This is a genomic window from Pantoea sp. E956-1 (assembly GCF_982223955.1).
Map to the genome: position 1 here is coordinate 12,495 of NZ_CEUYZP010000007.1, position 21,219 is coordinate 33,713.

20 protein-coding genes are annotated in these 21,219 nt (G+C 56.1%); 5 read left to right on the forward strand and 15 right to left on the reverse strand.

All coding sequences use genetic code 11. The annotated features are described in order from the left end of the window. Positions 1-10 precede the first annotated feature (10 nt). The 9 genes from tatC to udp form a co-directional block, all read right to left on the reverse strand. Positions 11-769, reverse strand: coding sequence for a Sec-independent protein translocase subunit TatC (tatC, locus tag AC0T7J_RS16730; RefSeq protein WP_010257238.1), 759 nt, complete (start codon positions 767-769; stop codon positions 11-13). After that, positions 769-1,449 carry a Sec-independent protein translocase protein TatB gene (tatB, locus tag AC0T7J_RS16735; protein WP_473795391.1) on the reverse strand — a complete coding sequence of 227 codons (681 nt, stop codon included), beginning with the start codon at positions 1,447-1,449 and terminating at the stop codon, positions 769-771. Before tatB ends, tatC begins: the two co-directional genes overlap by 1 nt. Before the next feature lie 3 nt (positions 1,450-1,452). Further along, the gene (gene tatA / locus AC0T7J_RS16740) at positions 1,453-1,707 is read right to left on the reverse strand and encodes a Sec-independent protein translocase subunit TatA (RefSeq protein ID WP_473795392.1); all 255 of its coding nucleotides are present in this window, start codon (positions 1,705-1,707) and stop codon (positions 1,453-1,455) included. 109 nt (positions 1,708-1,816) lie between these two features. Then, positions 1,817-3,454, reverse strand: a complete 1,638-nt coding sequence (gene ubiB, locus AC0T7J_RS16745; RefSeq protein WP_031590268.1) for a ubiquinone biosynthesis regulatory protein kinase UbiB — start codon at positions 3,452-3,454, stop codon at positions 1,817-1,819. Further along, positions 3,451-4,056, reverse strand: a complete 606-nt coding sequence (gene ubiJ / locus AC0T7J_RS16750; RefSeq protein WP_473795393.1) for a ubiquinone biosynthesis protein UbiJ — start codon at positions 4,054-4,056, stop codon at positions 3,451-3,453. The genes ubiB and ubiJ overlap by 4 nt, the downstream gene beginning before the upstream one ends. 11 nt (positions 4,057-4,067) lie before the next feature. Then, positions 4,068-4,826, reverse strand: coding sequence for a bifunctional demethylmenaquinone methyltransferase/2-methoxy-6-polyprenyl-1,4-benzoquinol methylase UbiE (gene ubiE / locus AC0T7J_RS16755; RefSeq protein ID WP_008926452.1), 759 nt, complete (start codon positions 4,824-4,826; stop codon positions 4,068-4,070). A 75-nt stretch (positions 4,827-4,901) separates the two neighbouring features. Continuing rightward, positions 4,902-6,413 carry a DNA recombination protein RmuC gene (rmuC, locus tag AC0T7J_RS16760; RefSeq protein WP_473795394.1) on the reverse strand — a complete coding sequence of 504 codons (1,512 nt, stop codon included), beginning with the start codon at positions 6,411-6,413 and terminating at the stop codon, positions 4,902-4,904. An 85-nt stretch (positions 6,414-6,498) separates the two neighbouring features. Then, the gene (locus tag AC0T7J_RS16765; protein ID WP_473795395.1) at positions 6,499-7,767 is read right to left on the reverse strand and encodes a tetratricopeptide repeat protein; all 1,269 of its coding nucleotides are present in this window, start codon (positions 7,765-7,767) and stop codon (positions 6,499-6,501) included. 92 nt (positions 7,768-7,859) lie between these two features. Then, positions 7,860-8,621, reverse strand: a complete 762-nt coding sequence (udp, locus tag AC0T7J_RS16770) for a uridine phosphorylase (RefSeq protein WP_010257266.1) — start codon at positions 8,619-8,621, stop codon at positions 7,860-7,862. 303 nt (positions 8,622-8,924) lie between these two features. Between udp and AC0T7J_RS16775 the strand changes: the two genes are divergently transcribed. Continuing rightward, positions 8,925-9,758, forward strand: coding sequence for a dienelactone hydrolase family protein (locus AC0T7J_RS16775; RefSeq protein ID WP_473795397.1), 834 nt, complete (start codon positions 8,925-8,927; stop codon positions 9,756-9,758). 307 nt (positions 9,759-10,065) lie between these two features. Here the strand turns inward: AC0T7J_RS16775 and metE are convergent, their stop codons facing one another. Beyond that, complete coding sequence (gene metE, locus AC0T7J_RS16780; RefSeq protein WP_473795398.1) at positions 10,066-12,336, reverse strand: 5-methyltetrahydropteroyltriglutamate--homocysteine S-methyltransferase; 2,271 nt, start codon at positions 12,334-12,336, stop codon at positions 10,066-10,068. A gap of 144 nt (positions 12,337-12,480) precedes the next feature. On the opposite strand from metE, the gene metR reads away from it, so the two are divergent. Both metR and AC0T7J_RS16790 read left to right on the forward strand, forming a co-directional pair. Beyond that, complete coding sequence (gene metR / locus AC0T7J_RS16785; protein WP_003854400.1) at positions 12,481-13,407, forward strand: HTH-type transcriptional regulator MetR; 927 nt, start codon at positions 12,481-12,483, stop codon at positions 13,405-13,407. Between the two features lie 83 nt (positions 13,408-13,490). Next, positions 13,491-13,970, forward strand: a complete 480-nt coding sequence (locus tag AC0T7J_RS16790) for a YehS family protein (RefSeq protein WP_010257278.1) — start codon at positions 13,491-13,493, stop codon at positions 13,968-13,970. A gap of 322 nt (positions 13,971-14,292) precedes the next feature. On the opposite strand, the gene AC0T7J_RS16795 is transcribed toward AC0T7J_RS16790, so the two are convergent. Beyond that, a complete protein-coding gene (locus tag AC0T7J_RS16795) occupies positions 14,293-15,156 on the reverse strand; it encodes a carboxylate/amino acid/amine transporter (protein ID WP_473795401.1) in 864 nt (287 codons plus the stop codon). Positions 15,157-15,530: 374 nt separating this feature from the next. On the opposite strand from AC0T7J_RS16795, the gene glpT reads away from it, so the two are divergent. Further along, positions 15,531-16,871, forward strand: coding sequence for a glycerol-3-phosphate transporter (glpT, locus tag AC0T7J_RS16800; protein ID WP_473795402.1), 1,341 nt, complete (start codon positions 15,531-15,533; stop codon positions 16,869-16,871). A 49-nt stretch (positions 16,872-16,920) separates the two neighbouring features. Here the strand turns inward: glpT and yigL are convergent, their stop codons facing one another. Both yigL and pldB read right to left on the reverse strand, forming a co-directional pair. Beyond that, the gene (gene yigL / locus AC0T7J_RS16805; protein WP_473795403.1) at positions 16,921-17,721 is read right to left on the reverse strand and encodes a sugar/pyridoxal phosphate phosphatase YigL; all 801 of its coding nucleotides are present in this window, start codon (positions 17,719-17,721) and stop codon (positions 16,921-16,923) included. Positions 17,722-17,772: 51 nt separating this feature from the next. Then, positions 17,773-18,765 carry a lysophospholipase L2 gene (gene pldB / locus AC0T7J_RS16810; protein ID WP_039390494.1) on the reverse strand — a complete coding sequence of 331 codons (993 nt, stop codon included), beginning with the start codon at positions 18,763-18,765 and terminating at the stop codon, positions 17,773-17,775. 112 nt (positions 18,766-18,877) lie between these two features. Here pldB and rhtB point away from each other — a divergent pair, with 112 nt between their 5' ends. Next, the gene (gene rhtB / locus AC0T7J_RS16815; protein WP_003854387.1) at positions 18,878-19,501 is read left to right on the forward strand and encodes a homoserine/homoserine lactone efflux protein; all 624 of its coding nucleotides are present in this window, start codon (positions 18,878-18,880) and stop codon (positions 19,499-19,501) included. A gap of 61 nt (positions 19,502-19,562) precedes the next feature. On the opposite strand, the gene AC0T7J_RS16820 is transcribed toward rhtB, so the two are convergent. Both AC0T7J_RS16820 and rhtC read right to left on the reverse strand, forming a co-directional pair. Next, entirely contained in the window at positions 19,563-20,372 is an 810-nt protein-coding gene (locus AC0T7J_RS16820; protein WP_473795405.1) for a DUF1460 domain-containing protein, read from the reverse strand. Between the two features lie 218 nt (positions 20,373-20,590). Then, positions 20,591-21,214 (reverse strand): threonine export protein RhtC, encoded by a 624-nt coding sequence (gene rhtC, locus AC0T7J_RS16825; RefSeq protein WP_473795406.1) that lies wholly within the window; start codon positions 21,212-21,214, stop codon positions 20,591-20,593. Positions 21,215-21,219 lie beyond the last annotated feature (5 nt).

Here is a 21,219-nt window from a genome sequence, read left to right on the forward strand (position 1 = left end):
GCTGTCCGCATCAGGAGTCGGTATTCTCTTCCTCATCCTGTAAGCGGCGGCCTTTACCCACATAGTAACGGGAAAAGAATACGCCGACTTCAAACAGGCAGTACATCGGAATAGCGAGCAAAGTTTGGGAAAAAACATCCGGCGGTGTGAGCAACATCCCGACCACGAAAGCGCCCACCAGAATATAGGGACGTTTCTTCTTCAACTCTTCCGGGCTGGTGATCCCGGTCCAGCACAGCAACACAATCGCCACCGGCACCTCAAACGCCACGCCAAATGCCATAAACAGCGTCATGACAAAATCGAGATATTTGGAGATGTCCGTTGCTACAGTAACGCCGATCGGCGCTGTCTTGGTGAAAAAACCAAATGCCAGCGGGAAAACGACGAAATAGGCAAAGGCCACGCCGAAGTAGAACAGGAAGGTGCTGGAAAACAGTAGCGGCATAACCAGCCTGCGCTCATGCCGGTAAAGCGCCGGGGCGACAAATGCCCAGACCTGATAGAGGATCACCGGCACCGCAAGAAACACCGACACAATAATGGTCAGCTTTATCGGGGTAAAAAACGGTGAAGCCACATCGGTCGCGATCATGCTGGAGCCCACTGGCATCTGGCTGATTAGCGGTGCCGCGACCAGCTGGTAGATGTCGTTGGCGAAATAAACCAGCACCAGGAAAATCGCTAATACGGCGATGATGCAGTTCAGTAGTCGCTTACGCAGCTCAATCAGATGACTGATGAGCGGTTGGGTATCTTCAACGGCCATTATCGTTCATCACTTGCAGAAGAGGGGGTAGCGGAATGACGCGCAGGATCTGCCGGCCTGGCGACGTCGCCAGCGGGCGCCTGTGCCGGTGCGCTGGCCACAGCGGTTGGTGTGGCAGAGGATTGCACCGCCGTACCTGAAACCGCTGAAGAAGCCGCTGCCGGAGCAGTGGCGACGGCAGAAGGCGCAGCAGAGGATTGCACAGCCGGGCCTGAGTCTGAAACCGCAGAGGGCGTCTGTACCGGGGCACTGGCCTGATGTTCCGCAGTAGCCGGTGTCGCCGAAGGCTCAGCCGGAGCAGGCTCAGATACCGGATGAGGCGCGGGCCTGTGCTGAGCCGAATGGATAGTGTTTGCCTCGTCTTCCTCTTTTTCAATGTCGATGCTCTGGCTGACCGAGCGTTTCATTGAATCCGCAGTTTTACGCAGCTCTTCCATCGACTCTTTCAGCTCAGGTGAGAGCGTGCCACGCCCCGCTTCTTCCACCTTTTTCAGGCTATCCTGTAACTCCTGCAGCTTGAGTTCCTGCGCCAGTTCATGTTGTACATTGGCTGCCAGCGAACGAATCGCCCTGATCCAGCCGACCACGGTTTTCACCGCAACCGGTAAACGTTGCGGGCCGAGTACAATCAGCCCGATCACGAACACCAATACCAGTTCACTAAAACCAATATCAAACACGGTTTACACCTGCTTGTCGTTCTTGGCTTCTTCTTTGTTAGCCGAAGTTTGCTGTTTGTCTGCCAGCGTTTTGGCAGCGAAGTCAGCGTCCTGCTCTTTCGGTTGATCCTTTTTGTCGTCCTCGTCACTCATGGCTTTTTTGAAGCCACGAATCGAAGAACCCAAATCTGAACCCATATTACGTAATTTGTTAGTACCGAACAGAAGTACAACAATCACGGCAATGATTACCAATTGCCAGATACTGATACCGCCCATGAGATAGCCTCTAATATTCTGTGAAAACGATGAGGTAATGCACCACAGAGAGCCCTTTTCAACCGGGCCTGAGCCAGCGACATTACCTTTTTTTAGACGGACGTGACAATCAGTTTGTCTTACGCCAGCCGATTAACCAGGAGACGATTCCTGCTGCCATTAACACCGCCGGGAAAAAGTCCCAATCTGGTCGGGTAAGCAGCACAGCCGTTCCGCTTAACAGCAACGTTGCACCGACGCCAAACAGGTAACGCGCCTGATGGTGCCGGACGCGCTGCGCATTCATATCACCCACTAATTTATCGACGCTGTGCCGCAAAAGTTTGTGCTGGCGCATGCTGTCATAAAACAGCTCCGGCAGCTCAGGGAGCTTCTCAGCCCAGAATGGCGCTTTCTCTTTTACCGCACGGATAATAGCCGGTAATCCCACCTGATCTTTAATCCACTCTTCCAGGAAGGGCTTGGCTGTCTTCCACAGGTCGAGCTGCGGATAGAGCTGACGGCCGATGCCTTCAACATAGAGCAGCGTTTTTTGCAGCAGCACCAGCTGCGGCTGCACTTCCATATTAAAACGGCGTGCGGTGTTGAACAGGTTCAGCAGCACATGCCCGAAGGAGATTTCAGCCAGCGGTTTTTCAAAAATCGGCTCGCAGACTGTGCGAATCGCAAACTCGAAATCTTCAACGTTGGTATCGGGCGGCACCCAGCCTGAGTCAACGTGCAACTCCGCGACTTTACGGTAGTCACGGTTGAAGAAGGCGATAAAGTTTTCAGCCAGATAGCGCTTATCTTCTTTATTCAGTGAACCCACGATACCGCAGTCGATGCCGATATATTGTGGATCTTCCGGATGTTCATAGCTGACAAAAATATTGCCAGGATGCATATCCGCATGGAAGAAGCTGTCGCGGAAGACCTGGGTGAAAAAGACCTGCACGCCACGTTCTGCCAGCAGCTTCATATTAACGCCATGACGCTCCAGCGTGGCAACGTCTGAAATCGGAATGCCGTAGATGCGTTCCATCACCATCATGGTTTCGCTGCAGTAGTCGGAATAGACTTCCGGCACATAGAGCATGCGGCTATCTTCAAAATTCCGGCGCAGCTGAATGGCGTTGGCCGCTTCACGTAACAGATTCAGCTCATCAAGCAGGGTTTTCTCATAATCTCGCACCACTTCGACCGGACGCAGACGACGGCCATCCGGCAGCAGACGCGGGACCCAGCGGGCCAGGCGATAGATCAGCTTCATGTCCGCCCGAATCACCGGCAAAATATCGGGGCGAATCACTTTGATCACCACTTTCTTGCCGTTTGATTTCAGCGTGGCGGTGTGCACCTGCGCAATGGATGCCGAAGCCAGTGGCTTGATATCAAAATCATCAAACCAGGTTTCAATCGGCGCACCCATTGAAGCTTCAATCTGCGCTTTGGCTTTAACGCCATCGAATGGCGCAACACGGTCCTGCAGGATCGCCAGTTGATCAGCAATCAGCGGCGGGAAGAGATCACGACGGGTCGACAGCATCTGGCCAAACTTGATCCAGACCGGACCCAGCTGCTCCATCGCCATGCGCATACGTGCGCCGATCGGTTCATGCTGATGCAGATTAGGGATCCAGAAAACAGAGCGACGCCACAGACGAAACAGGAAAGTGAGGCGTGTCTGAGGAATCAGTTCATCAAGGCCATAGGTCAGAAACACCTTCATGATCAGGTATAAGCGGCGGATCTCTCCAAAACTCATTTTGCCTCCAGCTGCGCCAGACGCGCATCAAGCGCGTCAAGCGAACGTTCCATCGCGTCGACCTCTTCAGAAAACCAGGCTAATTCCAGCGAGCCAGGCGCAACACGCCACTCTTCGGTTATGGCCTGGCCGAGATAATCCTGGCGACGCTGCACTTCACCTTTGAAAAAGCGAAATGCCTGTTGTGATCGCTGACTGATCCCCTGTGCGGCGATATCGCCGACCCAGGGAGCCAGATATTCTGCCGGATCCAGCTCAGCCAGGTCCATCAGCGCGGAGAACTGCTGCACCACCTGCAGATCACCTTCAACCTGCAGTTCACCGCTGCGGATCAGCGGCGTCAGTTGCTGGCGATCGCGCAGCTTCGGCAGGGTTTTCAGCGAGGTGATCACCGTGCAATCACTGCGATCCTGCCAGTCAGCCAGCACATCCATCTGCTGTTCACTAAAGACCAGCACCAGCGGATGAGAGAACTCATTCAGGCGCAGCGTCAGCACTTTGCCATTCAGGCGTTGCCGCGCCGGTTTCAGGCCACGATCGCGATAGAGAATACGGTTCAGCGCCGTTTCCAGGCCCGCGGTAATCAAGGGCGTCAGGTTCATTACCATCTCACTCAGAACTTAAATCCACGATGCAGCGCCACAATGCCGCCGGTCATATTGGAGTAAGTGGTATTTTCAAAACCGACATCGTTCATCATCGCTTTCAGGGTCTCCTGATCGGGATGCATGCGGATCGATTCGGCCAGATAGCGGTAGCTCTCTGCATCCTGCGCCACCAGCTGTCCGATGCGCGGCAGAATGTGGAACGAATAAGCGTCATACGCTTTGCTCAGCGGATCCAGCACGGGCTTAGAGAACTCCAGCACCAGCAGGCGTCCGCCCGGCTTCAGTACGCGGAACATAGAGGCCAGCGCCTTCTCTTTTTCCGTAACGTTGCGCAGGCCAAAAGAGATGGTGATGCAGTCGAAATAGTTATCGGGGAAAGGCAGGGCTTCGGCGTTGGCCTGTACATAACTCACGTTGCCGACCACGCCCTGATTGCGCAGCTTTTCGCGGCCCATCTTCAGCATGGAACTGTTGATATCGGCCAGTACAACCTGACCCGTTTCGCCCACCAGGCGAGAAAATTTTGCTGTCAGATCGCCGGTACCACCCGCGAGATCCAACACGCGCTGACCGCGACGTACGCCGCTGCTGTCAATGGTAAAACGCTTCCAGATACGATGGACGCCAAACGACATCAAATCGTTCATCAGGTCATATTTTGCCGCTACGGAGTGAAACACGTCCGCGACTTTGTCAGCTTTTTCGCTTTTGGCGACCGTCTGAAAGCCAAAATGGGTAGTTTCCTGCTGTGATTCATCTGCCATCGGTTTTACCTGCTCCACAAACAATACTTCCCGAAGTGTATCAGAGTCACGGAAGTCAGGCACGCTGCGCCCATACTATTCGTGGAGGCGCCTCACACGCATCTCACTTTCATCCGCATCACTGTCATCATCTGCGTCATCAGCCGCCCGGTTTTCCGGCATGGCTCGTTCGGCCAGCTGAGGATTAATTGGTCGTTTGATCTCCACGCCCAGCGCACGAAATCCTTCAGTCTGCGCAATCAGGTTGCCGCGCCCTTCCGACAGCTTTTTCATCGCCTCACGATAGCTGTTCTGCGCCTTATCCAGGCTGTGACCAATGCCGCTCATGTCATCGACAAACAGCCGCATCTTGTCATAGAGCCGCGTTGCCCGATCGGCAATACGCTGCGCATTGCGGCTCTGATGCTCATAGCGCCACAGGTTATTAATGGTTCGCAATGCCACCAGCAGCGTGGTGGGGCTGACCAGCATGATGTTCTGCTGCAGCGCCTCGCCGATCAGCTCAGGCTGGCGGTCAATGGCCAGCAAAAAGGCGGGCTCCACCGGAATGAACATTAATACATAATCCAGCGATCGTAAGCCGGGCAATTGTTGATAATCTTTTCGTCCCAGCAGGCGGATGTGCGCCCGCATGGCGGCGACATGTTCCTGGATAGCCTGCTCACGTTCGATCTCATCATCCGCATTGAAGTAGCGTTCATAGGCCACCAGCGTCATTTTGGCGTCCACCACCACATCTTTGCCCTGCGGCAGGCGCACAATCACATCCGGCTGCATCCTGCCCTGCTGTTCTGACTGGATGCTCACCTGGGTTTCATATTCGTAGCCTTCACGCAGTCCGGAGGCCTCCAGTACCCGGCTCAGCACCACTTCCCCCCAGTTACCCTGGATCTTATTATCGCCCTTCAGCGCTTTGGTCAGGTTAAGCGCCTCCTGCGCCATCTGCGCATTCAGCTGCTGTAACTGCCGGATTTCATGGGTCAGGGTATGCCGTTCACGCGCCTCTGCACCAAAGCTTTCATGAACCTGGCGACGAAAGCCATCAAGCTGTTCACGTAACGGGCCAATCAGCCCGTCCAGACTTTGCCGGTTCTGCTCATCGACGCGACGGCCGCTGTTTTCGAAAATACGGTTGGCGAGGTTTTCAAACTGGGCGCTAAGGCGTTGTTCGCTGTTGGTCAGCAGCCGCTGTTTCTCTTCCGCGGCGAAACGGGTCTCTTCAAGGCGAATGGTCACCTCACGCAGCTCCGCTTCCTGCGCGCTGTTGACCTCCAGCTGATTGCGCAGTTCACGATTAAGCTGCTCACTTTCATTGCGCCAGTAATCGAGCTGTTGCAGCCGCTCATTGGCGCCGCTCAGCGCGCCGTGCAGCTGACGAAGTTCCTGCTCACGCTGCTGCGTCTGCTGCTGCGTCTGCTGCTGAAGCTGTTCGATTTGCTGCTGCTGACGCTGTTGCGCCTCTTCCTGCAGACGGCGCTCGGTCTGGAAACTGGCGACCTGATGGCCGGCACGTAACTGTGCCAGCATCCAGCCAATCCCTAACCCGGCAAGCGCCAGACAGGCGCTGATAATGATGTGCTGATCCATGATTTCCCCCGCGACTCAGGCTGCTGAGGGAAAGGTAGAGTCGCACTGTATGAATGTCCAGATAATTTTAGCAGGATTCAGCGCCTTACAGCGCCGCCACCGTGAGCTTGCCAGCCTGCCACTCATCAATCAGAAAAAACGGCATGGGCAATAGCCATTCACCCTTTTTAACCTGCGCAAGATAGTGCCAGGTCGTCCCGCCCGAGGTGATCGCGACGCGCTGTCTGCTTCCCTCCGCGGCGCTGGATTTGCCGGTCATACTGGCAAATCCGGCATTGCTGCCCACGTGGAAATGCGGCGTCTGCCAGCGCACAGGCGCATGCTCAGGCCACGGCTGGGCCTGATGAAAATGAAACAGCGCATCGTGGCTCAGGAGGCTTTCACGCACCGTCGGCCACAACGCCACTTTGAGGAAATATTGATCGGTGAAACGCTGGCTGCCCTGATAGTGCGCAATGAAATCGCGCATCGCCTGTTCCACATCACGGAAAACGCCGTGACAGCCGCCCCACATCCCTGCCAGCAGCAGCTCAGTATGGGAGAAGTAGTCACGCATATGGTGGAACCAGTAAGGCGACGCCAGCCAGGCGTTTACCGCCGCCGCTTCGCGCTCTGAAAGCAGCGAGTCGGCATCGCGTACAATAAAGCGTTTCACATCAGGATCGTCCATCACCAGGAAACGCCACAGGGTCGGAAACAGGGTTTTCTCGTGGGACATATCGATCAGCTGGACGTGCGGCTGGTCAAGGCGCTGCCAGACATGCTGCGGCACGCTGTCATCCAGGTAGATGCGGCAGACCCAGCCGGGATAGAGTTCAGGCGCCACTTCAACGTTTTTGATTAAGGTTTCACAGTAGCGCGGCTGATCGCCATAGAGGCAGAAAGCGATGACATTCTGGTGCGGATGAGTGAGATCGACAGGCTCCGGTTGCGGAGCAGGAAACGCGGCGCGCTGCCCCTGACTGAAACGCGCATCAGCGCGCATCAGCGAGGCCAGGCCATGACGCGCCACCTCGTCCTTTTTATCCAGCCAGCCACACACTTCGGTTAAGCCATCCAGCCAGGTTTCAGAGGCGGTAGCCTGCACTGCGGGCGGCGACTGATAAATCTTCTGGTAGATTTTGTACGACTTATTGTGCTGACCCAGACGCAGCAGACAGAGCGCGTAGTCGCTCAGCACCTGCATCTGATTGGGCATTGAGCGCAGCACCTCTTCGCAGCATTGAGCGGCCAGCGCATAGTCGCCCTGTTGCATGGCGGCACGGAAACGTTCGGCACTGCGTTCCAGCATGGCTTGGAGTGCGGCCGGATTAGCACCAGGGGCAGGACGTCGGACGGGAATAGTATTGCGCATAAAAACTCTCAGGTTTCACTGAAATTACGCGCCGTTAACTACCGGCAGCAGATTTTGAGTCTGGACAAAAAACCTGCTGCCAGACGCGGTCGTTATAGTAAGCGACGCGCCGCTTCGACCACAATCTTCACTGCGTCGCTTTCTGTCTGTTTCATGGTGACCGCATCCGGGATCTCTTTCTGAGTGCGGTTCACAATCACGCCCGCCACCATGCCGGCTCGCAGACCCTGGCTGGCGCACATGGTTAACAGTGTAGCGGATTCCATCTCATAGTTGAGAACGCCCATCTCCTGCCACTCTTTCATCGATCCCCTGAAGCGACTGACTACGCGGCCCGAAACGGTGTCGTAGCGCTCCTGACCCGGATAGAAGGTGTCAGAAGAGGCGGTGATGCCGATATGCGTTTTCGCGCCACAGGCTTCTGCGGCGGCAACCAGCGCGGTGGTGCAGGCGAAATCAGCCACTGCCGGGAACTCCATCGGCGCAAAATGCAGGCTGGCCCCGTCCAGGCGAACAGACGCGGTAGTCACCAGCACATCGCCGACATTGATATGCGGCTGGATAGCGCCGGTGGTACCGACACGCAGGAAGGTACGCACGCCAAGCTGTGCCAGCTCTTCGACCGCAATCGAGGTAGACGGACCGCCAATGCCGGTTGAGCAGACCACGACCGGCTTACCATCAATTTTTGCCAGCCAGGAGGTAAATTCACGGTGTGAGGCGAGATGCGTGGCATCTTCCATCAGTCCGGCAATTTTCTTCACGCGCTCCGGATCGCCCGGCACAATCGCCAGGGTGGCGCCCTGCAGATCGGCTTTAGTCAGGCCAAGATGGAAAACGTCAGACTGTGTCATTTTCAGACTCCTGTTAAGGGAAGGTAGCGCGCCACTCTACGCCAGCACGCCCGATAAATATGTGACAACATTCACTTAAGAAAATGAAAGTTACATTTCCCGGAAGATAAATTGTGATAACAATCACACAATCGCATCTTCCTGGTGCGGATAGCTCTCGGCGGGGCTGTGTCAGGGTCAGCGCAATGTTAAAGAGGAGGATGATTTAATTCGCTGCTGATTCTGTGACCCGACACCTGGCGCATACGCTTTCCGGCCAGGCTATAGTTACGTGATTGCGCAAATGCTTGCACGGAGAGAATAATGAAACCCAGTGAAAATATGGCACAAAAACCGGCGACGGGCGGCTTTGCCCCTGCCGTGCAGCCCACCGCCTCCACCACCATCATTACCGACAGCCCGGCGATTCACGCGGGTGAAACCTCAGTGCCCAGCCAGGGCGAAAACATGCCGGCATTCTTTGCAAAACCCCAGTCAGCGGAGGGCCCGTGGCCAGTCGTGCTGGTGGTGCAGGAGATCTTTGGTGTGCATGAACACATCCGGGATATCTGCCGCCGTCTGGCGCTGGAAGGCTATCTGGCTATCGCGCCTGAGCTCTATTTCCGCGAGGGCGATCCCGCTGAGTATAACGATATCCCGACGCTGTTCAGCGAGCTGGTCAGCAAAGTGCCTGACAGCCAGGTGCTGGCCGATCTCGATCATGCCGCCAACTGGGCCGCACGCAACGGCGGCGATATTCGTCGCATGGGCATCACCGGTTTTTGCTGGGGTGGTCGCATCAGCTGGCTCTACGCCGCGCATAACCCGCAACTGCGCGCCGCCGTGGCGTGGTATGGACGCCTGACCGGTGAGCGCACGCTGAAGCAGCAGAAGCATCCTATTGATATTGCGGTCGATCTGAATGCGCCAGTATTAGGGTTGTATGGTGGCCAGGATGAGGGCATTCCGCTGGAGAGCGTCGAGCAGATGCGTCAGGCACTGCATGCCGCCAATGCGACCGCAGAGATCATCGTCTATCCCGAAGCGGGTCATGCCTTTAATGCTGACTATCGTGCAAGCTACCATGCTGAATCTGCCAATGATGGCTGGCAGCGGATGCTGGCCTGGTTCAGGCAGTATGGTGTTGCATCGCAGTAAATGAAAAAGGGGCGCGTCTGCGCCCTAATGCTGATCAGTTAAGATCAGATTTGTAAAGGCTGTCACGGTCAAACGTGGCAGCTTTTTTTCCGGGCGAGCGAGCCGCAGTGCGGGCCAGCGCACCGCTGCTGCTGCCGGCCCGTCCTCGCGCCGCTCACGCGGTTCCTTCGGCTTTGACGTCGTGCCGACGAACCGTTCGGGGATCGGCCCTCCCTGGCCGGCACCAGACTGCGTTATCACCTGTCGCTTAACTGACTGGCATTACGCTTATGCACCCCTGATTTTTTCACCCACCAGACCCGATTCCCTACGCCGTTTCGCCACGCAATTTCTTCGCCGCCGTCACCATGTTCGCCAGCGCCTGACGCGTTTCCGTCCAGCCCCGAGTTTTCAAACCGCAGTCCGGGTTCACCCACAGACGCGCTTCCGGAATACGTTTCGCCGCCTTCAGCAACAGTGCTTCTATCCACTCTACGCTGGGGACGTTAGGCGAATGGATGTCGTAGACGCCGGGGCCGATTTCATTCGGGTAGTCGAAGTTTTCAAACGCCTCCAGCAGATCCATGTCGGATCGCGAGGTTTCAATGGTGATCACATCGGCATCCAGCGCCGCGATAGCGTCCATAATGTCGTTGAACTCGCAGTAACACATATGGGTGTGAATCTGGGTTTCATCCCGCGCCACCGCCGCATTCAGTCGGAAGGCCTCCACCGCCCAGTTCAGGTAGGCAGCCCATTCAGACTGATGCAGCGGCAGACCTTCACGCAGTGCAGGCTCATCAATCTGGATAATCCCGATGCCCGCATTTTCCAGATCTTCGACTTCATCACGCAGCGCCAGCGCGATCTGTTTCGCGATGGTTTCACGTGACACATCTTCTCGCGGGAATGACCAGCAGAGGATGGTTACCGGGCCCGTTAGCATCCCTTTTACCGGTTTATCGGTCAGCGACTGGGCATATCTGGCCCACTCGACGGTGATCGCCTCAGGACGACTGATATCGCCGATGATGACAGGCGGTTTCACACAGCGTGAACCGTAGCTCTGAACCCAGCCATTCTGTGTGAAGACAAACCCCTCCAGATGTTCGCCGAAGTACTCAACCATGTCGTTACGTTCCGCTTCACCGTGAACCAGCACATCCAGCCCCAGCCGCTCCTGTTCGAGAATCGCCTGCTTAATGTGCTCCGCGATGCCGGTGCGGTAATGGTTGCTGTCGAGCCGGCCTTGTTTAAAGTCGAGGCGCAGGCCGCGAATTTCCGTGGTCTGCGGAAAAGAGCCGATGGTGGTGGTGGGCCAGGCTGGCAGATTGAATCGCTGACGCTGCAGGACCGCCCGCACCGGATAAGCGCTCTGGCGTTCACTGTGCTGTGAAGTAATGGCCTGCAGACGCCGGCCCACCGCCGCATTATGCACGCGGCGGGAGTGAGCACGGGCGTGTACCGGTGCGCTCCAGGCTTCCAGCGCCGTTGCATCGTTGTTGCTGAGTGCCTGACTCAGCAGCGAGAGCTCGGCACATTTCTGCAGTGCAAAGGCGAACCAGCTTTTGACTTCATCATCCAGACGGGTCTCGACGCTCAGGTCGATAGGGCTATGCAGCAGCGAGCAGGAGGAGCCGATCCACACCTGTTCACGCGCTTTCGTCAGCGGTTGCAAACGGCTGAACCAGTTGCTCAGATCGGCGCGCCAGACGTTGCGTCCGTTGATCACGCCGAGTGACAGCAGCCAGCTGGCGGGCAGTTGCTGATTCAGCTGATGAATATCATCACGACCATGGACCAGATCGACATGCAGCCCCTGCACCGGCAGCGCACGAATCACATCAATGTTCTGGCCGATGCTGTCAAAATAGGTGGTCAGCAGCAGTTTGCTGTGACCCTGCAGTGCGTCATACGCCGGCTGGAAGGCTTCACGCCAGGTCTGCGGCAGCTCCAGTGCCAGGGCGGGTTCATCAATCTGTACCCATTCGATGCCGCGCTTTGCCAGTTCCGCCAGCACCTGCTGATAGACCGGCAGAATCCCCTCCAGCAGCGACAGACGTTCAAACGGCTCGCCCTTCACTTTACCCAGCCACAGATACGTCACCGGCCCCAGCAGCACTGGCTTGATGTTGTGTCCCAGCGCCAGTGCCTCATCCACCTCGTCCAGCAGTTGGGTCCAGGTCAGTTTAAACGTCTGACCTTGGGTAAATTCCGGCACCATGTAGTGATAGTTGGTGTTAAACCATTTGGTCATTTCTGCCGCCGCCGCAGGCTCGCCGGTCGGCGCACGACCGCGTCCCAGGCGGAACAGGGTGTCGAGGTCCACGGTGCCGGCTTTGTTCTGATGACGCGCGGGCACGTTGCCCAGCATCAGACTGGTGGTCAGCACATGGTCATACCAGGCGAAATCGCCGACCGGCAGCAGATCGACGCCCGCCTCTTTCTGTTGTTGCCAGTGTCGCGTGCGCAGCTCTCGCCCCGTCGTCAGTAACGCCTGCTGTGTGCTGTCGCCAGCCCAGTAACTCTCTAGTGCTTTTTTCAGTTCACGGCGCAGGCCAATTCGGGGAAAGCCCAGGGTATGGTTGAGGATAGTCATGTACTGTTCTCCAGATAATCTTTCACTTTGGCTTAAATGGGCAGCCAAAGATGTTTAGCCGTCCAGATGTTTACACTGCTATACTCTGCGGGTAATGTATGTTGCTCAAGCGCAATATGTTCATTTTCGATGTGAAGGACTCTCATGATCGAACTCAAGCACCTGCGGACGCTTCAGGCTCTGCGCAATACGGGATCGCTGGCGGCGGCGGCGGCCCAGCTTCATCAGACACAATCGGCGTTGTCTCATCAGTTCAGCGATCTGGAGCAGCGGCTGGGATTCCGTCTGTTCGTGCGTAAAAGTCAGCCGCTACGTTTTACGCCGCAGGGCGATATTCTGCTGCAACTGGCAGAGCAGGTGCTGCCGCAGATTCAGCAGGCATTGCAGGCCTGCCATGAGCCGCATCAGACCACGCTGCGGGTGGCGATAGAGTGCCATAGCTGCATCCAGTGGCTGACTCCCGCGCTGGATAAATTCCGCCAGAGCTGGCCGCAGGTGGTGATGGATTTCAAATCGGGCGTGACCTTTGATCCTCAACCCGCCCTGCAACAGGGTGAGCTGGATGTGGTGCTGACCTCCGATATCCTGGCGCGCTCGGGTCTGTTCTACTCACCAATGTTTGATTATGAAGTGCGGCTGGTGCTGGCGACGGATCACCCGCTGGCGCAGGTTGAGCAGATTTCGCCGGAAGATTTAGCCGATGAGGTGTTAATGATCTATCCGGTGCAGCGTCAGCGCCTGGATATCTGGCGTCACTTCCTGCAGCCCGCAGGCGTCAGTCCGGCACTGAAAAGTGTGGATAACACCCTGCTGATGATTCAGATGGTCTCTGCACGTATGGGGATTGCCGCGCTGCCGCATTGGGTGGTGGAGAGTTTTGAGAAGCAGGGTCTGGTGGTCACCCGCACGCTGGGCGATGGCTTGTGGAGCCGTCTTTATGCGGCCGTGCGCGAAGGGGAGCAACGTCAGCCGGTGCTGGAAGCGTTTATCCGCTTTGCCCGTCAGCATGCCTGTGAGCATCTGCCTTTCGTGCGCGACGCCGCGCTGCCCGGTGCGGTGTTGCAGCGGTAATCTGGCGGGCACAAACCTGCGCGAAGGCGGGCAAAATCCCCTATAATGCGCAGCCTGTCGACTGACCACGAGAAGATTTCACCATGACTAACAATGATATTCTGCGCAGCGTGCGCTACATGCTCAACCTGAGCGATGCCAAAATGGTGGAGATTTTTGCGCTGGCGCAATGTGACGTGCCGCTGGCGGATATTCAGGCGTGGCTGAAAAAAGATGACGATGCTGCGTTCCGTCCCTGCCCCGATGTGCTGATGGGTTATTTCCTGAATGGCCTGATCTTCTACCGTCGCGGTAAAAGTGAAGATGCGCCCGCACCGTCGATTGAGCGCAAGATGACCAACAACATCTTCATGAGAAAGCTGCGCATCGCTTTTGATCTGAAAACCACCGACATTCCTGATGTACTGAAGCGCGTGAATTTTACCGTTTCACAGGCTGAGATTGGTGCGATTTTCCGCAAACCTGATCATAAGAACTACCGCGAATGCGGCGATCAGATTCTGCGTAACTTCCTGAAAGGGCTGGCGATGATTCAGCGTCCTAAGAGTGAGAAGCCCGCTTAACGTCTGTTGCTGATCGCTTCGGGTACCTGCGTGGTCAGAAGTGGCGCATCTGATCGCAAAGAAAGCCTGCATCCATGCAGCACGGCCTCGCCATCCCTGGCTCGGACGCTTTGCTCCTCAGTTGCGCCACCTCTTCCCTCAAGCTTCTTAATGGCTTTTTAATCAGCAACACCAGGCCAGCCCTGGGAGTGAAAGCGGGTCATCGGTGGAGCATTCGTCGCAGGGGGAAAAAAGCGCCGGGCGCGTTTCTGAACCATCCTGTAAGATTCCTTCGCGATCGGACGCGCCAGCCCGGGAGGCCGCACCACTGTTGCCGCCCTGTTTATGATCGTTCACTGCGCCCCACCACCCAGCGCTTGTGCACCCACAGCGAGGCGAGGATCACCAGTGCGCCCGCAATAAAGCCTGGCCAGTGCGGTTTCTCCTGCCAGATAGCCAGATTCACCAGCAGCCCGGCAGGAACGTGCATGTTATTCATAATGCCCAGCGTGCCGGCATCGACCTGGGTCGCACCATAATTCCACATAAAATAGCCGAGACCGGAAGCCGCAATGCCCAGCCAGACCAGAATGCCCCACTGCAATGGGGTGGTTGGCAACTTCTGCGGATTGCCCCAGGCACACCAGGCGATCACCGCAATCAACACCGCACCCAGATAGAACCAGGAGAAGGCCGCGTGCTGCGGCATCGGGCGGGTCTCCTGCAGACGCTTATAGCCCACCATTCCCGCCGCGAAGCAGATGTTTGCCAGTTGCACTAACAGCAGACCAAACCAGAAATGATCGCTGACTTTGTCATAGCGAATAATCGCCGCACCTGCCACAGCCAGAAGTGCACTGAAGATATAGCCGATGCGCAGTGGACGACGGCTGATCAGATCGTAAATCAGCGTCACATAAAGCGGCGTCATCACCGTAAACAGCAGGAATTCCGACACGCTAAGGTAGAGATAGGCTTCGAAACTCAGCAGATACATCACGCCCAGCTGCAGCATCCCGACCAGCATGTAAAGCAACAGCGTTGAAGGGCGATGACCACGCCAGCGCAGGAAAGGTAAAAAAACCAGTGCAGCCAGCGCCAGTCGCATCAGTACAGAGAACCAGCTGTCCACCTGCCCGGCAAGGTATTCGCCAATCAGGCTGAACGAAAAGGCCCACAGGATGGTGGTAATAATCAATAAAAACACGGCGACGATCCCGAAATTAACAGGCCGTCAGTGTAAACAATGTGCTGCCATCAGGCTGTGAAATCTGGTTGACATCTGATTACAAACCAGGCGATCAGCATGTCCATCGGAAAAGGGCTTTTGCCTCCTGATATAACTGCCTACAGAAAGATCTTTCAGCCAGATAAAATGCGCGAAATGATCCATCGCATGATCACTTCCGCTCTAAGTTGTAATAAAACTGTAACAAATGTGTCATTCATCACAGTAACGTTCTGCAACTAACACTATTCTTTGCGCGAAATGGAACATTCTGCGTCCATTTTCTTCTGCTCTTTTCCTGCCCCAACCTGCTGGGAATTAAAAACCATAATGTGCCCTGGAGGGCCTCACTGATGCTGAGCATTTTTAAACCTGCACCACGTCAGCCGCAGGTGGCGGAGGATCACGTTGATCCGCTCTACCGTCGTCTGCGCTGGCAAATTTTCATCGGGATCTTCTTTGGTTACGCGGCCTACTATCTGGTCAGAAAAAACTTCGCCCTCGCCATGCCCTATCTGGTGGAGCAGGGTTTTTCACGAGGCGATCTCGGTTTTGCCCTATCCGGCATCTCCATTGCCTACGGCTTTTCAAAATTCATCATGGGCTCGGTCTCTGACCGATCAAACCCGCGCGTCTTTTTACCGGCAGGTCTGATTCTGGCCGCGACAGTAATGCTGATCATGGGATTCGTCCCCTGGGCCACCTCCAGCATTATGGTGATGTTCGTGCTGCTGTTTATCTGCGGCTGGTTCCAGGGCATGGGCTGGCCACCCTGTGGACGTACCATGGTTCACTGGTGGTCGCAAAAGGAGCGCGGCAGGATCGTCTCGATCTGGAACTGCGCCCATAACGTGGGCGGCGGTATTCCGCCTCTGCTGTTCCTGCTCGGTATGGCGTGGTTTAACGACTGGAAAGCGGCACTCTATATGCCGGCGTTTGGCGCGATTGCCATAGCGATTCTGGCTTTTGCCCTGATGCGCGATACCCCGCAATCCTGCGGTCTGCCGCCGATTGAAGAGTATAAAAACGACTATCCTCCTGACTACGATGCCAGCCATGAAGAGGAGCTGACGGCAAAACAGATCTTCATGAAATATGTGCTGCCGAACAAGCTACTGTGGTACATCGCACTGGCCAACGTGTTTGTCTATCTGCTGCGCTACGGCATCCTCGACTGGTCGCCGACCTATCTCAGAGAAGTAAAACACTTCACGCTGGATAAATCGTCGTGGGCTTACTTCCTGTATGAATATGCGGGGATTCCAGGGACGCTGTTGTGCGGCTGGATGTCGGACAAAGTGTTCCGCGGTAATCGCGGTGCGACCGGGGTGTTCTTTATGACGCTGGTGACCATCGCGACCGTGATCTACTGGCTCAACCCGGCGGGCAATCCTGGCGTCGACATGGCCTGTATGATCGTAATTGGCTTCCTGATCTACGGTCCGGTGATGCTGATTGGTCTGCATGCGCTCGAACTGGCCCCGAAAAAAGCGGCGGGGACAGCGGCGGGCTTCACCGGCCTGTTCGGCTACCTGGGTGGCTCGGTGGCGGCCAGCGCCATTGTCGGTTACACCGTCGATTACTTCGGCTGGGACGGCGGCTTCATGGTGATGATTGCTGGCTGTGTGCTGGCGGTTATCCTGCTATTACTGACCATGGTCAGCGAACACAAACACAAAAAGACCCTTGCCTGACGGCAATAAAAAAAGGGCCGGATATCCGGCCCTTTTTTTCGCAGACGCCTTAGGCAAGATAGAGCGTGCGCAGCGTCTGCGGCACGGCATCATCGGCATTTGAACCGATCACATCCAGCTCCGGCAGCGTATCTTTCAACCGCTGATGGGCGTTCTGCATGATATAGCCTTTACCCGCCATGCTCAGCATCTCCACATCATTCATGCCGTCGCCAAAGGCGATACAGCTGTCCAGCGAATGGCCCAGCGTTTTCGCAACCGCTTCCAGTGCATGCCCTTTCGACACGCCGCCCGCCATGACTTCCAGACAGGTAGGCAGCGAGAAACTGACGTTAACCCGATCGCCCCAGCGCGCTTCAATCGCCTGCTCCATCGGGATCAGATGCTCGGGATTTTCGCAGGTGAAGAAGACTTTGCTGATGTTATCGGTTGGCAGCAGACCCGGCTCATAGACCTGATAGTTGAACACAGACTCGCGGAAATAATCCTGCTCAGCCGGACTTGAACGGCTGACAAACCACTCATCGTCGCGGTAAACGTGAGTCAGAATATCGCTGTGATGATATTGCAGGCCAAAGAGATCGCTGGCGATATCCTCATCCAGATTATGACTGAACACCAGCTCGCCCTCTGCGTTGTGCACGCGCGCACCGTTTGAGGTGATCATATAGGCCGGAATCGCCAGACTGTCGCGCATCTGTCCGACATCGATATGATGACGGCCAGTGGCGAATACAAAGTGAATATCTTTCGCGACCAGCTGCTGCAGCGTTTCACGCGCAAAAGGAGTCAGGCGATGTTCGGGAGAAAGCAGCGTGCCATCCAGATCGGATGCAACGATGTGGTACATGAAAACCTCGGGTATCTGGTTCTGCCGGTTTAACCGGTCGGATAAATAACGTCAGTGGTGCGATGAAAAGAAGTCGACCACTGCATTGAGTGCTTCGGCACGCATCTCATCCTTTTCAAACAGGATCTCATGTCGCGCACCGTCGATCACCCGTGGCTTATTGCCTTCACACGGATGACCCGCCGCCGCCATCGCGGCACAAAACAGGTCCTGCGAACGATTGTCGACCACCCGATCATCGCTGGCCTGTAACAGCAGCAGTGGCGTGGTGATTTTATCGACCTGACTGATGATATTGCGACCCGCATGGATGCCTTCACGTACCCAATGGTAGGTTGGCCCGCCCACGCGAATCGCCGGATCGTCCGCATAAAAACGCAGGTTTCGCCGGTAACGCTCGGTGCTGTGCGTCAGCCGGTTAATGCCAAACGGATGCGCGCGCCAGCGGCCGGTGCCGAGCGCATAGCCATCGCGCATGGCCGGACGCTTTTCCGCCCAGTCCAGAATCCGATGAGCCAGAAAAGAGGGCAACGGTAACGCAATGCCAAACATCGGCGCCACCAGCGCGGCCGCATGAAACGCCTGCGGCTGACGCGCCAGAAACAGCGTTAAGATTGCGCCGCCCATGGAGTGAGCCAGCGCATAGCGCTGCTGATAGTGACCGCTGATAATCTCTTTCAGATAGAGCGTTTCAAGGTCGTCGACATAATGGGTAAATTCCGCCACGTGACCGCGATGTGAATCTTCCAGCAGCCGATCGGAGCGCCCCTGACCGCGATGGTCCAGTATCACCACATCAAATCCGCAATGAAACAGATCGTACGCCAGTTCAGGATATTTTATGTAACTCTCGATGCGTCCCGGCACAATCAGAATCACACGCTTGTGTTGCGGTGATGTGAAACGGACGTAGCGCAGCGTCAGGTTGCCCACGCCGGTAAACTCAAGTTCTTCACGACTGTGCCAGAAATCGAGCAGTGGCCCGGTGGCGAAGGCAGCAAAGGCTTTTTCTCGTCGCAGCCAACTGGCTTTGTGTTGATTCATTCGCCCTCCTGATGACCGGATACAGAGTCCTGAATGCCATGCGCAGGCTGTAGCGCCGCGCTTATTTCTGGCGTATTGTGTCACAATTCCGCTACTAAAGAGAGCCTGACCCATGACCATCGAATGGTGGCTGACCTATCTGCTTACCACGACAATTCTCAGCCTGTCGCCCGGTTCCGGCGCAATTAACACCATGAGCACCGGTATCAGCCACGGCTATCGCGGCACGGTGGCCTCTATCTCCGGTCTGCAGGTCGGCCTGGCGCTGCATATCGTGCTGGTCGGCATCGGTCTGGGCGCGCTGTTTTCTCAGTCGCTGCTGGCGTTTGAGATTCTGAAATGGGCCGGTGCGGCTTATCTGGTCTGGCTGGGTATTCAGCAGTGGCGTTCAGCGGGCGGTATTGATCTGGATGCGGTCGCCAAAGCGATGCCGCGTCGGCGCCTGTTCAAACGCGCCGTGCTGGTTAACCTGACTAACCCGAAAAGTATCGTTTTTCTTGCTGCTCTGTTCCCGCAATTTATCCAGCCGCATCAGCCGCTATTTATGCAGTATCTGGTGCTGGGCGTCACCACCGTTGTGGTCGATATCATCGTGATGATTGGCTACGCCACGCTGGCAACACGGATTGCGGGCTGGATTAAGGGTCCAAAACAGATGAAATTAATGAACCGCATTTTTGGCGGGCTGTTTATGGCGGTAGGCGCACTGCTGGCCAGTGCCAGAAAGATCGCTTAAGCCCCGACGCGCCGACGCACTAAGGTCGGCGCGAAAGAGTCTCCCTTCTTCTCTATCCCCGCTACGGCGCTGTCAGTGGAACCGCACGCAGCACAATGATGCCCGGCTTCGAGCGCATATATTCTCTGAACGGCGCATCGACAACTTTACGATTAGCGGCCAGCGAAGAGGCGTTCCTGAACCATAGCTGCCCATCATGCCAGACAGCAATCCCTGCATGGGAGACATCCAGCTCCTGACGGGGAGTGTAAACCCCAATGTAATCGCCGGTCTGGATCTGCTTCAGCACCTGCGGTGTGATCGCGCGGCCCGGAAGGTAAGTTATGCGGCGTGGGATCACACCCAGACCGGGTAGCCGTTCTTTTCCGCTGGCCTGAAGATTCAGGTGCTTCACCACCGTCACCGCATCCGGACTAAGGGTGCGTGTTATGTCATCAGCATTGCGCGGATTTTCAGCGAACCAGTCGGTGAAAAAATGGCGGCGCTTAAGGTAGCTGACTTCACCATCAGCGTAGCGGGTCCGAATCAGGCTGGCCTCAAAGCTGGCGCGATCGTGGCTGCGGCTCAGCGCCTGTACATAATCAAGCAGCGTGAAGCAATCCACACCGTTGAAATTGATCACCAGCGCTTCCGGACGCGTGGGAGAACCGATCAGCGTATCCGCTTCATAGGGTGTCCCGAGAAACGTCTCAGAGATCCGGCTAATCCTTTCGCCCTGCTGCTGCTCTGACGCCGGGGGTATCTGCGCCAGAATAGCCGACACGCTATCCCCTTTAGCCGGATTAGGGGCGCGGTTATGGGCAGCATCAGGCGAGGCGCAGGCGCTGATGCAGGACGCGATTAACAGCAATAACAGGGGTTTTACTCTCATCATCATCTCCATGAAAAATAGTCCGTCGACACAACCATACCGGAGGTAATCGTTTCATTTATTAACGAATGGTGACTATTTAGCCGCAGTTGTAGCAGAGCATCATCAGCAGGTGCAGAGGGTGATAACTGTCACTCAGGCGACATGTCAGAGGAGTGAGAAGTGACGTTTATGCCGGAAGCGCAACGCGCTCTCCGGCATAAGGGCGATAGCAGGACTTAACGCGAGATAATCAGGTGGATACCGAAACCGGCAAACAGAACGCCTGCCATGCCATCGACCCACTTAGCCAGTCGCTGATACCTGGTGCGGATCCACGGCAGCGCAAAAATCGCCGCCACCAGGGTAAACCAGGCAAAGGTTTCACCGACAATCAGCAGGAACAGACCCCAGCGCTCTGCCGAACCGACATCGTCGCCAACAAACAGCGAGAAGACGCTGCCGAAGTAGATAATCGCTTTAGGATTCGACAGGTTCGTCAGCAGGCCTTTGAGAAAGCTCATGCCGCGTTTCGGCAGCGCAACCACCGGCTCATCCTGCTGCGGCTGTTTATGGCGCTGACGTGCCGAACACATCAGTTGCCAGCCCATCCACAGCAGATAAAGTCCACCGCCGACCATAATGATCTGATGCAGCCAGGCCATTTTTTCCAGAATCAGATGCAGCCCCATCAGCGCCACACCCGCCCAGACCACAATGCCCAGCGTAATGCCCAGTACACCCATCATCGCCTCTTTGCGTGAACGGCTGGCGGCGGTTTGTGATACGAAAAAGAAATCGGGGCCGGGGCTCATCAGCGCCACCAGATGCACCAGCGCTACAGTAGCGAATAACATCAGCATAATCA